This window comes from Psychrobacter sp. NPDC077938 (assembly GCF_044542635.1).
In the GTDB taxonomy this organism is placed as follows: domain Bacteria; phylum Pseudomonadota; class Gammaproteobacteria; order Pseudomonadales; family Moraxellaceae; genus Psychrobacter.
Genome location: NZ_JBITUW010000001.1, coordinates 330,760 through 346,125, shown reverse-complemented (window position 1 = coordinate 346,125; position 15,366 = coordinate 330,760). Strand labels below are relative to the sequence as shown.

10 protein-coding genes are annotated in these 15,366 nt (G+C 42.7%); 6 read left to right on the top strand and 4 right to left on the bottom strand.

Annotated elements, in window-relative coordinates; all coding sequences use genetic code 11:
• Positions 1-144: 144 nt before the first annotated feature.
• Positions 145-630, bottom strand: coding sequence for a peptidylprolyl isomerase (locus tag ACIGBM_RS01490; RefSeq protein ID WP_057758283.1), 486 nt, complete (start codon positions 628-630; stop codon positions 145-147).
• Positions 631-954: 324 nt separating this feature from the next.
• Between ACIGBM_RS01490 and ACIGBM_RS01485 the strand changes: the two genes are divergently transcribed.
• Positions 955-2,985, top strand: a complete 2,031-nt coding sequence (locus ACIGBM_RS01485; protein ID WP_397476525.1) for a M61 family metallopeptidase — start codon at positions 955-957, stop codon at positions 2,983-2,985.
• A 148-nt stretch (positions 2,986-3,133) separates the two neighbouring features.
• Here the strand turns inward: ACIGBM_RS01485 and ACIGBM_RS01480 are convergent, their stop codons facing one another.
• Complete coding sequence (locus ACIGBM_RS01480; protein WP_397476524.1) at positions 3,134-3,997, bottom strand: DUF305 domain-containing protein; 864 nt, start codon at positions 3,995-3,997, stop codon at positions 3,134-3,136.
• A gap of 220 nt (positions 3,998-4,217) precedes the next feature.
• On the bottom strand, positions 4,218-4,832 hold the full coding sequence (locus ACIGBM_RS01475) for a pseudouridine synthase (protein WP_397476523.1): 615 nt from the start codon (positions 4,830-4,832) through the stop codon (positions 4,218-4,220).
• Between the two features lie 437 nt (positions 4,833-5,269).
• Between ACIGBM_RS01475 and icd the strand changes: the two genes are divergently transcribed.
• Complete coding sequence (gene icd, locus ACIGBM_RS01470) at positions 5,270-6,529, top strand: NADP-dependent isocitrate dehydrogenase (protein WP_397476522.1); 1,260 nt, start codon at positions 5,270-5,272, stop codon at positions 6,527-6,529.
• A gap of 236 nt (positions 6,530-6,765) precedes the next feature.
• On the opposite strand, the gene ACIGBM_RS01465 is transcribed toward icd, so the two are convergent.
• Positions 6,766-8,985, bottom strand: a complete 2,220-nt coding sequence (locus ACIGBM_RS01465; protein ID WP_191114679.1) for an NADP-dependent isocitrate dehydrogenase — start codon at positions 8,983-8,985, stop codon at positions 6,766-6,768.
• Positions 8,986-9,592: 607 nt separating this feature from the next.
• On the opposite strand from ACIGBM_RS01465, the gene ACIGBM_RS01460 reads away from it, so the two are divergent.
• The 4 genes from ACIGBM_RS01460 (at position 9,593) to ACIGBM_RS01445 (ending at position 15,347) form a co-directional block, all read left to right on the top strand.
• Positions 9,593-10,975, top strand: a complete 1,383-nt coding sequence (locus tag ACIGBM_RS01460; protein ID WP_397476521.1) for a GNAT family N-acetyltransferase — start codon at positions 9,593-9,595, stop codon at positions 10,973-10,975.
• A 99-nt stretch (positions 10,976-11,074) separates the two neighbouring features.
• Positions 11,075-11,563 carry a chorismate--pyruvate lyase family protein gene (locus tag ACIGBM_RS01455; protein ID WP_397476520.1) on the top strand — a complete coding sequence of 163 codons (489 nt, stop codon included), beginning with the start codon at positions 11,075-11,077 and terminating at the stop codon, positions 11,561-11,563.
• 582 nt (positions 11,564-12,145) lie between these two features.
• Positions 12,146-13,402, top strand: coding sequence for a serine hydroxymethyltransferase (gene glyA, locus ACIGBM_RS01450; protein WP_397476519.1), 1,257 nt, complete (start codon positions 12,146-12,148; stop codon positions 13,400-13,402).
• Positions 13,403-13,811: 409 nt separating this feature from the next.
• Positions 13,812-15,347 carry a sodium:alanine symporter family protein gene (locus ACIGBM_RS01445; protein WP_290178050.1) on the top strand — a complete coding sequence of 512 codons (1,536 nt, stop codon included), beginning with the start codon at positions 13,812-13,814 and terminating at the stop codon, positions 15,345-15,347.
• Positions 15,348-15,366: the final 19 nt, after the last annotated feature.

Below are 15,366 nucleotides of genomic sequence, written 5' to 3'. Positions count from 1 at the left end.
GTTGATCATATTTATATTAATTCGAAACTTACCGTGAAATAAGTATAAAAAAGGCCAGTAACCTGATCGGCTACTGGCCTTTTAGATTAGATGATAAATCTAATAATTTACCATCTAACTATTGTCACTATACTCTAGAAGAGATTAGTGCTCAACGCCACCTGCACCATGTACATGGCCATGGTTTAGTTCGTCTTCAGTTGCTGCACGTACTTCTTGGATTTCAACATCAAATGTCAAACGCTTGCCAGCCAATGGATGGTTTGCATCAACAGTCACTTCTTGATCGTTTACAGCAGTCACAGTAACCAACATTACTTGGCCGCCAGCTTCTGACTGGAACTGCATACCAGGCTGAATGTCATCAACGCCTTGGAAGTTGTCACGTGGTACGTGCTGTACTGCTTGCTCTTGGTATTCGCCGTAGCCATCAGCAGGTTCAACGACTGCATTAACTTTTTCGCCAGCAGACTTACCTTCTAATTGTGCTTCTAGGCCTGGGATAATGTTGCTGTGACCATGTAGATAAGCAAGTGGCTGACCTTCTGGTGACTGGTCAAGGATATTGCCTTCGTCGTCTTTTAATGTGTAATTGAATTTGACGGCAGTGTCTTTTGCGATAGTAGTCATAAAATATCCTAAATATATCTATGTAAAAAATTAAATACGGTTGCAATAAACCTAAAAGAGCCAATCTGCAAGCCAAAAGGCCACGTCATTAGTCAATTATCATCAGTTTATTAAAGTAACTTTAGCAGTTAGCATCTTTAATTGAGATGGCCCACATAACTTTCAAGGCAAAAAACATAAAAAATGCCAATTAATGCCACAATTTACAATAATAACTGCTATTTTCTATAGTTGATGCATAGCTATTGGCTATTCATGGTTTAGGAGTTGCTTTTTTAGAGTAGGACTTCTAGCATAATTATAAAAATAAGGACGAGAGATACGATGACAGCATTTGCCAATACCACTACTAAACATCCAGCGAGCAATGTTTCAACCAATCATCATGATACTAAGGCTAAAACGATAGCTGATATAAGCTATCAATTTGATTTTGCCCGTTTCTACGAGCACCTGGTCGATGTATCACTGAGTTTTACAGCAGTATCCGATGCGCCGCAGCTTTGGTTACCAGCGTGGATACCAGGCAGTTATCTAATGCGTGAGTTTGCCCGAAATATCACTGCGGTACATTATCAAGTAATAGAAGCTCAAACAGCGGATAGTGACGAGCAGTCAGAGACTTATCGCGCGCAAAAAATCGACAAAAATACATGGCAGCTGCCAGCGGTGCAAGCTGGGCAGACGGTCATCATCGAGTACGAAGTCTATTGCTATGATTTGTCCGTGCGTACGGCCTACGTCGATCAGCAACGACTTTATGGCAATTTCACTTCACTTGCGCTCGCCGTCGAAGGGCAAGAGCAAGCACCTGTCCACGTTAGCTTGATTATGCCTGAGACATTTTTTGCAGACAAAGAAAGTAGCAAAGTACTGTTGGCTTGTGGGTTGGACACTACGCACCTGCAAGTTGATCAGCAGCAAAAAGGCCTTCAGCAAGCGAATAGTCAGCACATTTACAAGTTACAGGCAGCGAATTATCACGAGCTGATTGATTATCCATTCGAAATCGCAGAACAAGAAAAGTTTGATTTTATTATTCATGATAATGAGCATCAGACGCTACATCATAGCTTTTACCTGTCAGGTAAGCAGAATGCTAATCTAGGTCGATTACAGCAGGATATTACTCAGATTTGTCAGACCTACGTAGATTGGTTAGGCGATGCGCCATTTGACGATTATACGTTTATGACCTTTGCAAGTGGTCAAGACTATGGTGGGCTTGAGCATATCAACTCTACTAGCCTTATCACCCCGCGCAATGACTTACCCAGCACCAATGAGCCAAAGTTACCAAGTACAGATTATCAGCGATTTTTAGGATTATGTAGTCATGAGTATTTTCACTCATGGTGGGTGAAGACGGTACGTCCTGATGTCATGATCAATGTCGATTTACGACGTGAGGCATTTACGCCATTACTTTGGGTATTCGAAGGGTTTACGTCTTATATCGATGATTTTATGTTGCAAGCATCAGGCGTGATTGATAAAGCCAATTATCTGCGACTGCTAGCCGAGCAAATCAATCGCTACTATCAAACCCCAGGGCGTGGCAATCAAAGCGTGGCAGAGTCGAGCTTTGATGCTTGGATTAAACTGTATCGTACCGATGAAAATACAGGCAATGCGGGTATCAGCTACTATAATAAAGGCGCATTGGTAGCTTTATGTCTAGACCTAATCTTACTCAAGCATAGTGATGGTTGTTATCGTTTGTTTGATGTGGTCAAAGCTTTTTATACTCAGGCCAAGCAGAACGATAGTAAGCGGATTGGTATCAGTAGTGATGACATGGCCTCTGTTATTGAGCAGTTTATGCCGCTAGCAGAATGGGAAGACTTTGAACGTCGTTACGTCAATGGGGTAGAAGAGCTGCCAATTGAAGCGTTGCTAGTGGCAAACGGTGTCAAAATACAGGCGAATACCAAAGAAACCGCTGACAAGCATGTGCCTTGGGGTATGCGATGTAATGAGACGCCAGCTGGGCTCAAGGTCAATCGTGTGATGCGAGGTAGTATTGCGGCTAAAGCTGGTATTTCAGCGCATGACGTTATTATCGCGATTGACGGCATCAAAGCAGATACGAAACAACTTACCACCTTGGTTAATACAGAGCATCCTGTTGAATGCTATTTATTCCGTCGTGATGAGCTGATGTGTGTTCAGGTTCAACCCGAAACGACAACTAAAGTTGAGCCGCGAGATGAGACAACTGGCATGACTGGAGCAGTACCTCCTCATAAAGTAAGCCTACGCTTAGCAAAAGGAGATAAGACTTTAGAGAATGATAATGAGCAATTAAAAGGTGAGGCAGGTTGGGAGACATGGCTTAATGTTATGAAACGATAGCCTCGATGCTATATAAAATACCTTTCCATACAAAAAACCCTCTTCCGAGCAATACTGCTTAGAAGAGGGTTTTTTATAATCTATAATATTGTTGATATGTCTAAGCAACCTAAGTGATTAACAAATCAGGGGTTAGCGAGATATACAATTACTGCTCTTTGGCTCTGTTGTCTAGATTATCTGGGCTATCTAGGTTCTTATCATCGGTAAATTCGGGCTCAATATTTTCATCTACAGAGCTATCGTCTTTTTCGCTACTTGCAGCCTCAAGCGCAGCAATCCAGTTTTTCATCACATCGATTTCAGTTTGCTGGGTATCAATGATGTCTTGAGCCAACTGACGCATCTCTTCATCTGTCCCATATTCGAGCTGAACTTTTGCCATATCAACAGCGGCAATATGATGCGGTAGCATACCGCGTGCAAATGCCATATCAGGCACGGGATCAGCCACACCCAAAGTCATTTCGCCATGCATATTTTCCATGTTTTTAGCATATGCTTGCTGCATTGCCACAGTATTTGGCTTAGGTTTGGCAGCATCAGGATGGCTAGCCAACCACTTGTTTAATACATCGATTTCAGCTTGCTGGGCCGTAATGACATCTTGAGCAAGTTGGCGCATCGCTTCATCAGTACCATACTTGAGCTCTATTTTTGCCATCTCTACCGCGCCGCGATGATGTCCCAACATGCCTTTAGCAAAAGCGGTATCAGGATCGTTATAACCCATCCCAATCATCATCTCGTCATGCATTCTAGTCATCGATCTCGTATAGTCTCTGAGCATATCGCTCATTTGAGACTCATCACTGACACTGCTATCGCTGTCATTTGTTAGAGTATCATCTGCCATACCGTCATGCTCAGCATGTGGCATATCAGTCACGGGCGGTGAGGTTTCTTCCGCAGGATTTGATTGGTTGTCCTCAGTCGTTGGCTGACAGGCGCTCAATACAAGCGCCGCAGAAATGCTAGTGACCAACGAAAGAAAACGACGAGAAGCAATCATGACATATCCCTATTGTGAAAAAACCAAACGATAAATGGATAATACTTATTATACATAATCAATTACGTGCTGAATGTTAGCAGATAAACCTTACCCATTCGAGACACTATGTTTAACAGGTCGTAATATATTAGTGTCAGAGCTTTATGTTAGGGAATAAACAGCCAAACAGTGTGAATTAATCAACAGTATCTAGCTCCTAAAGCACTTAAACTCAAAGCTAGTTAGAAATACCTAGCTGACGACAGTGTTCGCTAGTTAGATGAACGCGTACAAACTCCCCAACAGCTAAATCACCTAGCTCAAATCCTGCCACTGACCAACGTATCAAACGCAGACAAGGCAGACCGACATGCGCTGTCATACGTCTAACTTGACGATTTTTACCTTCGTATATTGTCAGCATTAGCCATGAGTCCGGTACGCTTTTACGCTCACGTATTGGCGGATTGCGCTGCCAGAGTACCATCGGTAGTTCTTCCTCACTAACATGTCTGACCTCAGCAGGTAGCGTTTTACCATCTTTTAAAACCACGCCACGTTTAAGCTTATTGATTTGCTCAGCAGTAGGGGTTCCTTCTACTTGTACTAAGTAAGTTTTACCTTGTTTGCGCCCTGCATTAGCTTTTGGCGGATGAGTAATTGCTTTGTTAACGCGACCATCATCGGTCAAAATCAGCAAGCCCTCTGAAGTAGCATCTAGCCTACCAGCAACTCGCAAAGCCTTATCGGTAAAGTATTGCGATAGGGTGGTGTGATCGTTATTACTGTCATCTCTAAACTGACTTTGCACGCCGTAAGGCTTATTGAATAAGATGAGACTAGAAGTAGACATAAATGGTGTTTCCTAGTTTTAGATGAGTAATGAAGCATTGTAGCGTATGTTTTGTGATACCGAGCTAGTATTAAGCGGCAAGACTAAAGGCGATATATTTAATGTGCTGTATGCTACGTGACCTGCTACAAAAGTAGGACAGCGCTTATATAAATTTGCTGTTATTCTAAATCCGCATTCTAATAGTGGTATTTATATTTTTAATAGAGAAATATCTACTATCTGCAAGCGACAATCATTGTTTGGGTCTTTATTTTAATTTTTTTAGCTTAAAGCTACTTTTAACATTGTTCAAATCAATGCCGCAAGTGTCGTACTCATCAAAGCTTTGCTTAGCCGATAAGCGCCCAGAGCGTTATAACTATAATAAAACGGTTAGCATAACAAAGTGCCTAGTTCGCTTGCGACGTCCAACATACAACCAAGGAGTATCATCGATGTCATATGATAAGGTTATCGTGCCAAGAGACGGCGAAAAAGTGACCGTAAACGCAGATCTCACATTAAATGTTCCCAACCATCCGATTATTCCGTTTGTGGAAGGTGATGGGATCGGCGTAGATATCACGCCTGTCATGATAAAAGTAGTCAATGCTGCGGTTGATAAAGCGTATCACGGCAAGAAGTCTATCATTTGGATGGAGACTTATCTTGGTGAAAAAGCAGCGAAAGTATATGACGGCGATTATTTGCCAAGCGAGACGCTAGAGATTCTAAAAGACTACGTCATTAGTATCAAGGGTCCATTGACCACGCCAGTGGGTGGTGGCTTTAGTTCGTTAAACGTCGCGGTACGCCAAAACCTCGACCTGTATGTCTGTCAACGCCCCGTACGCTGGTTTGAGGGCGTACCAAGTCCAGTGCAGCATCCAGAGCTGACGAATATGGTTATCTTTCGTGAAAACACAGAAGACATCTACACGGGTATCGAGTGGAAAGCGGGCAGCGATGATGCCAAAAAAGTTATTAATTTCTTAAGAGATGAGATGGGTGTGACCAGTATTCGATTCCCTGAAGACTGCGGCATCGGTATCAAGCCTGTCTCAAAAGAGGGCTCACAACGTCTGGTACGCAAAGCGATTCAGCATGCCATCGATAATGATTTGCCAAACGTGACTCTAGTGCATAAAGGCAATATCATGAAGTTCACTGAAGGCGCATTCAAGGATTGGGGCTATGAGCTAGCGGCAGAGCGTTTTGGTGCAGAGTTATTAGATGGCGGTCCATGGATGACTATGAAAAATCCAAAAACAGGTAATGATATTATTATTAAAGACGTCATCGCTGATGCGTTTTTGCAGCAGATTTTGATGCGTCCCGCAGACTATTCTGTAGTAGCAACGCTTAATCTGAACGGTGACTATATCTCTGATGCATTGGCCGCTGAAGTAGGCGGTATTGGTATCGCACCTGGTGCAAATAAAGGCGGCGCGATCGCTGTTTATGAAGCGACGCACGGTACTGCACCCAAGTACGCTGGTCAGAATAAAGTAAATCCAGGTTCACTGATATTGTCAGCTGAAATGATGCTTCGTGATATGGGCTGGACGGAAGCAGCTGACCTTGTCATCAGTGGTATCCAAGGGGCGATTGCCAATAAAACAGTCACGTATGATTTTGAGCGTCTGATGCCAGATGCTACCTTACTGAGTACTTCGGAGTTTGGTAAGGCGATTATTGAGCATATGGAAGCATAAGACTATTCAAACTCTAATCATTCTATTTTATTGTTATGTACAAAAAGCCGCCTGATTATACAGATGGCTTTTTTTATTTCACTCTTTATAGAGCCTTTAGACAGCACACAAAAAAACACCTCAACGTTCTAAGACGGTTGAGGTGTTTTTTACTAAGACTTAAACTTGCTTAATCGCTGCTAGGTATAAAAACCAAAAGCGATTAGGCTTAATTGTTTAAGAGCAGTTGCTTAAAATTATAGCGATGCCAATGTCTCGTTAAACAAAGCGCTTGGACGCATTGCTTTCTTAGCCAATTCTTCATCAGCATAGTAGTAGCCTTTGATGTCTACTGGCTTGCCTTGAGCTTGGTTAAGTTCTTTAACGATGGCTTCTTCGTTCTCTTTTAGCTTTTGCGCGAATGGTGTAAATTGCGCTTTTAGCTCGCTATCTTTATCTTGCGCTGCAAGCTCTTCTGCCCAGTACATCGCTAGATAGAAATGGCTACCACGGTTGTCCAACTCGCCAGTCTTACGTGATGGCGACTTATCGTTTAGTAGCAGTTTTTCTGTTGCTGTATCTAGCGTGTCTGCCAAGATTTGAGCTTTAGCATTGTTGTCGTTGTTTGCTAGATGCTCCAAAGATACCGTCAATGCCAAGAACTCACCAAGTGAATCCCAACGTAGATGGTTTTCTTCTGTCAGCTGCTCAACGTGCTTCGGTGCAGAACCACCAGCGCCAGTTTCAAACAAACCGCCGCCTTTCATTAATGGTACAACTGATAGCATCTTGGCACTGGTACCTAGCTCTAGGATAGGGAACAAGTCAGTTAGGTAATCGCGTAGGATGTTACCGGTCGCAGAGATAGTATCTAGACCACGAGCAACGCGCTCTAGCGTATAACGCATCGCACGAACCTGAGACATAATCTCGATATGTAAGCCAGTAGTATCATGATCTTTTAGATACGTTCTAACTTTTTTGATTAGCTCATTCTCATGTGGACGGTATGGGTCTAACCAGAAGATAACAGGCGTATCTGATTCACGAGCACGGCGTACGGCAAGTTTTACCCAGTCTTGGATAGGCTCATCTTTGACCTGACACATGCGCCAGATATCACCTTTCTCAACACGTTTTTCGAGTAGCACTTCATCCGTATCAATATCGACGATACGTGCAATACCAGCATCGCTAGACTCAAAAGTCTTGTCGTGCGAGCCATATTCTTCAGCTTTTTGAGCCATTAGGCCAACGTTAGGAACGGTGCCCATTGTTTTTGGATCAAAGTTACCATGCCATTTGCAGAAGTTGATCATTTCTTGGTAAATACGCGCAAAGGTAGACTCTGGCATGACGGCTTTACAGTCATACATTTTGCCATCAGCACCCCACATTTTACCGCCTGAACGAATCATCGCTGGCATAGAAGCATCAACGATTACATCACTTGGTGAATGGAAGTTGGTGATACCTTTTGAAGAGTCAACCATTGCCAGACGTGGGCGATGCTCTTGACACGCATGTAAATCACGCTCAATTTCTTCACGCTTTGAAGCTGGTAGCGTTGAGATCTTGTCGTATAGATCTGCCATACCGTTGTTGACGTTGATACCTAGCTCATCAAAGAAAGCGCCATGTTTCTCGAAAGCTTCTTTATAGTAGATTCTAACTGCATGACCAAAGACGATAGGATGCGAGACCTTCATCATAGTCGCTTTCACGTGTAGTGAGAACAAGATACCAGCTTCGCGGCAATCTTCCATTTCACGCTCATAAAACTCTAATAGTGCTTTTTTGCTCATGACCATCAGGTCGATGACTTCTTTATCAAGCAAAGCAATTTTAGGCTTTAATACTTTTTGAGTACCGTCATCAAGTAACAACTCCATACGTACCGTACGAGCTTTATCTAATGTCATAGATTGCTCGCCATCGTAGAAGTCGCCGCCATGCATGTGTGATACATGCGTGCTTGACCATTGCTTCCATTCACCCATAGAGTGTGGGTGCTTGCGTGCATAGTTTTTAACTGCTTTAGGAGCACGGCGATCTGAGTTACCTTCACGGAGTACTGGGTTCACTGAACTGCCTAAGCTTTTGCCATAGCGCTTGCGTAGCTCTTTTTCTTCGTCAGTTTGTGGATCTTCTGGGAAGTTAGGGATAGCATAGCCTTTGCTCTGTAGCTCTTTGATAGCGGCTTTTAACTGCTGTACAGAAGCACTGATGTTTGGCAGTTTGATGATATTGGTGTTTGGATCTTGAGTCAGACGACCTAGCTCAGCTAAGTTGTCAGGCACACGTTGCTCTTCGGTCAAGTATTCAGGGAATTCGGCCAATATACGCGCTGCAACAGAGATGTCGCTGGTTTCAACTTCAACGCCTGCCGTTTTAGTGAATGCTTCGACAATAGGTAAGAACGACAGAGTCGCCAGCGCTGGGGCTTCGTCAGTTTTTGTATAAATAATTTTTGACATTTTAGTTAGATCTTCCTTTAGGCTGTAGTTAATAATAAAGCTCAAATATAGTGTTGAATATGCGTCAATGATACTATGCAATAATCCATGATATGGTTAGAACAAGTACTTCATATGTAGCTTCTTAGAAATTTTTAAGACAGGTCAGACATTTTCTTTTAATAATATTCATGAAAAAAGCATTTAAAGGCAACACGTTAACGGTCGGTGCAAAATTGCCTAAAAGTGAATCACTGACGCTACATTATAATCAATCCACTATAAATCCGATAGGATGTCAATCGTATACCATGAACTAAGTATACTGTTTTAGCTCGTATCCTATGGTTTCGAATTATACTAAGCTAATAACAACCTTATTCTACCAGTCATCGGCTTCGATATCATCTTTTCCATACAACTACTGTTTTTTCATGACGTTTTATATTGATCTCACTGCCCATGAGCGCAGTCGTACAAACCACCCGCGTTATCGTTGGTGGTTTTTTATTGGATGCAGATAAGTTTTTGCAAATTGTGACAGCAATGGCGTAAAAATTTGCTAGTCTAGGTCATCAATAGATTGGTTATCGATAAATATATCGCGATTATAATAGTGACGGTGAATATGAGTTTAGAGTATGCGCTGATTAATGATACCAGCTGGCAGAGCCAAACAGAGTGGCAGACGCCAGATACCCCTTTTATGTCATTTGCTTTTTGGCAAGCGCTGACTGACACTGGAGCAATTGGTGAGCAGGCAGGGTGGCTACCGATATTTATTTTGGTACATCGTGTCGCTGATGCTACTAACAGTGCCGATAGTGAAGATAACACCGATACCTTAGTAGATAGCGCGGCAGAAAATACATTGCAGCCTGTGGCTGTCATGCCAGTATTTATAAAAGGTCATCATCGCGGTGAGTTTGTATTTGATCATGCATGGGCTGAAGCTTATGCACGCTATGGTGTTGATTATTATCCGCGATTGGTCACTAGCGCACCATATACACCGATTACTGGTCAGAGAGTTTGGTTGGCAAAAGGTGAAATATTAAATGAAGATATCCTCAAAACAGCCATCGCAGGTATCGATGATATCGCTCAACAAGTGGGCGCTTCAAGCTGGCATGGACTGTTTGTGACACCAAAGCTGACCTCTATTGCTACTACATCTATGCCAACTGAAATTGATGTAGAGCTTGCGATAGCGGCTCAAGAAAGTGGCGTAGAGTCAGCTGCTATTGAGCTACCGATATTTGAGCGTCAAGGCTGCCAGTTCTTATGGCAAAATAAAGACTTACTTAATGACAGTAAGCCATTTGCAGATTTTGATGCTTTTTTGATGACCTTAAAAGCCAAAAAGCGCAAAACCATTCGGGCTGAGCGCCGTAAAGTTTCTGAGCAAGGCATTATTTGCCAGCGAAAATGCGGCGATGCTATTAGCGACGCAGACTGGAAGGCCTTTTATCATTGTTATGTGATGACCTATGCAGTACGCGGACAGCAACCTTATTTGACGATAGACTTTTTTATGGCTTTGGCAGCGAGCATGCCTGAGCATATAATGCTTGCGCAAGCACTTGATGCCAGTGGTGAGATTATAGCGAGTAGTTTGTTCTTATATGACAGACCTGATAGCGACAATGTTGATGGTGATAAGGCTGATGGCGATAATAATGCTACCTTATATGGTCGTTACTGGGGCGCATTAGGTGAATATGACAGCTTGCATTTTGAGCTATGCTATTACCAAGGTATTGAGTTTGCTATCGAGCAAGGGCTGTTATCCTTCGATCCAGGCACGCAAGGCGAGCATAAGTTGGTACGTGGTTTTATTCCAACGACGACCCATTCTATCCACCGTATTTATGATCCACGTTTTGTACCGGCGATTGGCGATTTTTGTGCTAGAGATCGTGAGCATATGGCGCAGTATCGTCAGCAGGCCTTTGAGGCTTTGCCTTTTAATGCAGACAATATGCCTGAATTTGATGGCAGTGCCTCATAGCAGTAATTTATAACGGCAATCAGCTGTGACTCACTCTGCTTCTATGTGCAAACACCTTTTAACTATCAAACATCCTATAAAAAATACTAGCTATAAACTATGACCAGCAATTCTTTTAGTTCTACCAGTGGCTTACCTCCTACTGAACTCATACCTTGGCTAAATGCTGAAGGCTCTCTCACTGCGATATTAGAAGAGAGGGCAGGGCAGCCGCTGCGCGTAAAACGCAGCTTTGAGGGCTATCGTTTGCTGACTTTAGGTCAAAAAAAACAGTTGGGTGTACGAGGCATGATGCTAAATCGTCCAATGCTGGCATGGATACGGGAAGTGCAGCTATATGGCAATGATGAAATGCCATGGGTGCAAGCACAGAGCATCTTTCCTTTAAACAGTTTAAAAGGTCAGTCTCGTCGTCTTCAACATCTGAAGAACACACCTATCGGCTACGTTTTATTTAAGCGTCGCCGTACCTTGCCAAATGAGCGTTTTATCAGTCATACCAGTGACGGTTGGCAACGACAAACGCGTTATGACTGGCATGGTCGTAAGATAATGATCAGTGAAACGTTCCTGCCAGCGTTCTTATGATCACTTCACTATAATAGTCACTCCACTATAAAAGTATTACTAGGTTAACCTCGCTTGAGGTATTTGATATACATCTACACTCGGCTGCCTTGTATTACCTTTAAATTGAATCGACTATATCTGGCCACGCTCAAAAATATTTTATGCTTGAATTAACATAAGAAGGCATATTGGCGAAAATATTCAGCGGGTAAATCCTTTATTTTATTGGCTATTTATCTGTGTTATATAGTCATTTAATTCGCTCATCTTAAGGTGAGGTTTTTTTGCGCTCACAGCACAAATTTTCATGTTACACTTAATCTTTCGCGATGATATCGATGCAAATGTACATCGATTTTATTGACGAATCAGTCAAGTTAATAACAGGTCAGTCGCCTGTATTTATTCTTATTTCAATCTTTGCTAATAGACTCCATTCACAATAATGGTCATACCATAAAACAGACTGCAGAAAAACAGCGTGCAGAGGTATTAATAGTACTTCAGCGACGTTGACGCAGTAGTTGTTTTATTGTGGGCAGGCTATAAGCTTCTTTTCAATGACGTTTTTTAATGACAGTCACTACTTAGGACATCACTATGTTTAAAGATATTTCTATCAAAGATTTTGATCCAGTACTTGCTGAAGCGATGGCCGCAGAAAGCGTTCGTCAAGAAAACCACATCGAGCTTATCGCCTCTGAAAACTACTGCTCACAAGCAGTGATGGAAGCACAAGGTACTGACCTTACCAATAAATACGCAGAAGGCTATCCTGGCAAGCGTTATTATGGTGGTTGTGAGCATGTGGACGTAGTTGAGCAATTGGCCATTGACCGCGCTAAAGAGTTGTTCGGTGCAGAGTATGTGAACGTTCAGCCGCATTCTGGTAGCCAAGCAAACTCAGCCGTATTTTTAGCATTGCTAGAAGCAAACGACACGGTACTAGGCATGAGTCTAGACGCTGGTGGTCACTTGACGCATGGCGCTCACATCAACTTTTCAGGTCTGAACTACAATGCTGTACAGTACGGATTGGTAGAAGGCACTGGCCTTATTGATTATGACCAAGTAGACGCTCTAGCACGTGAGCACAAGCCAAAAATGATCATCGCGGGTTTCTCAGCATACTCACAAGTAGTTGATTGGCAGCGTTTCCGTGACATCGCGGACGAAGTAGGCGCATATCTATTGGTCGATATGGCTCACGTTGCAGGCCTAGTTGCTGGCGGTGTTTATCCAAACCCAGTACCTTTCGCTGATGTGGTTACAACGACTACGCACAAAACTCTACGTGGCCCACGCTCAGGTATGATTTTGTCGCGTGATGAAGTATTGGCTAAAAAGCTAAACTCAGCCGTATTCCCAGGCAACCAAGGTGGCCCGTTGATGCATGTTATCGCTGCAAAAGCGGTTTGCTTTAAAGAAGCGTTAGAAGATAATTTCAAAACGTATCAGCAGCAAGTAGTGAAAAATGCGCAAGCAATGGCAAAAGTGGTTCAAGAGCGCGGCTATGAAGTCATTTCTGGCGGTACTGAAAACCATCTCATGCTGATCAGTCTCGTTAAGCAAGAAATGACGGGTAAAGAAGCGGACAAATGGCTTGGTGAAGCACATATCACTGTCAACAAAAACGCTGTGCCAAACGATCCAAAATCACCATTCGTGACTTCTGGTATCCGTATCGGTACGCCAGCGATTACTACTCGCGGTTTCAACGAAGCACAAGCGGGTGAGTTGGCAGGTTGGATCTGTGACGTACTAGACAGCCGCGGTGATGAAGCGGTTGCTACTGAAGTACGCGCTAAAGTAGAAGCGATCTGTGCAGAATTACCAGTCTATGCTAAAAATCAGTAAACTTTAGAATGGTAATAAAAAAAACCGCTAAGCTTTTGCTTAGCGGTTTTTTTGTTATTACTCTTTATAAATATTAGAGCATTTAACGCAAACCTGTATCAGTATTGCTATTTAGCTCTTTCAATTATATTTAAGTCTATTGTTTAACCTGAAGATTACTACCGACATTTTTCGATAAATGTAGTGATCTTGACTGAGTTTTGGTATTAGTTTCAAGGAGCTAAGTTGATGTTTAATTAAGAAAAATGTGTAAATCTCTTTGTTTATACAAAAATATTAGTATATAGTCAGTATTGAACATTTAGTAATAATACTAATACAAATTATAATAAATAGTTACACTTTGTATTAGTATCGCTGTAATTGATTGAATAATTATATAAATATTATTTTCAATAGAGGGATTTACATGAAAAAACAATCTTTAGTCGCAACGATGCTATTACTCAGCACGACTCTTGCGCAAGCAGCAGAACAATCAGGTTTAGCAGCATTTGGAGCAGGTCTCGATGGCTTTATGGCCAATATATTCGGCTGGTTCGTCGACCTTATTTTCTTTTCAGTACCTCTTGGAGACGTCAGCTTCCCGCTTATTGTGGGTTGGTTATTAGTTGCCGCACTCGTATTCACCTTTTACTTTGGATTTATTCAGTTTCGCCAAATAGGTTTGTCTTTAGATATTGTCAGAGGCAAATATACCGATCCCAATCCTGCTAACAAAGAAGAAGGCGAGGTCAGCCATTTTCAAGCCTTAGCGACTGCATTATCAGGTACTGTTGGTCTTGGTAATATTGCAGGCGTTGGTGCAGCACTTGCTATTGGTGGACCAGGTGCTACCTTTTGGATGATTATGGTCGGCCTATTCGGTATGGCGACCAAGTTCGTAGAATGTACGTTAGGTGTCAAATATCGTACGGTACTACCATCTGGTGTCGTATCAGGTGGCCCTATGTACTACCTAAGCCGCGGTATGGCTGAACGTGGTATGGGTGGATTAGGTAAGTTTCTGGCTGTTGGTTTTGCCCTTATGTGTATATTGGCGACCTTTGGTGCCGGTAACATGTTCCAAGGTAACCAAGCCTTTGCAGTCATGAGCTCTACTTTTAGCATTCCAACGGATTACAGTGTATTCTTTGGTATTGGCTTAGCGTTTTTAGTCGGTATGGTTATCATTGGTGGTATGCCGCGCATCGCAACCGTTACCGAAAAAGTCGTACCTTTTATGGCTTTGTTATACATTACTATGGCGGTAATCGTACTGATTGCTAACTTTAATCATATCGGTGCTGCATTTGGCGAGATATTCACGGGTGCCTTCACTGGTGCTGGCGTGGCTGGTGGTTTTATTGGTGCCTTGATTCAAGGTTTGAAACGTGCAACTTTCTCTAACGAAGCGGGTGTTGGTTCAGCCGCTATTGCTCACTCAGCAGTAAAAACCAAAGAGCCTGCTACTGAGGGTCTAGTAGCGCTATTAGAGCCCTTCATTGATACGGTTGTTATCTGTACGATGACGGCACTTGTTATTACTATCTCTGGGGTGAACACTGCCGCAAACTTACAAACCCAAGCTCTTACTGGTGTGGATCTAACCCGTGCGGCCTTTATGGAAACGGCGCCTATCTTCCAGTATTTCCTAGCTGTCGCGGTATTGTTGTTTGCTTTCTCAACGATGATTTCATGGTCATATTATGGTCTAAAAGCTTGGACTTACCTCTTTGGTGAAGGTAAAGGCGGCGAGATGATATACAAACTTATCTTCTTAATCTTCGTTGTTATCGGTACCATCGTACAGTTCAGCTTCGTTATCGACTTCTCAGATGCGGCTCTGTTCGCTATGGCGATCTTCAACATCATCGGTCTGTACTTCTTGATGCCAATTGTGAAAAGAGAGGTTAATTCTTTCATAGCGCGTGTGAAAAGTGGTGAAATTAAGAAGTATAAATAATGGGTTTGATTGAACACTC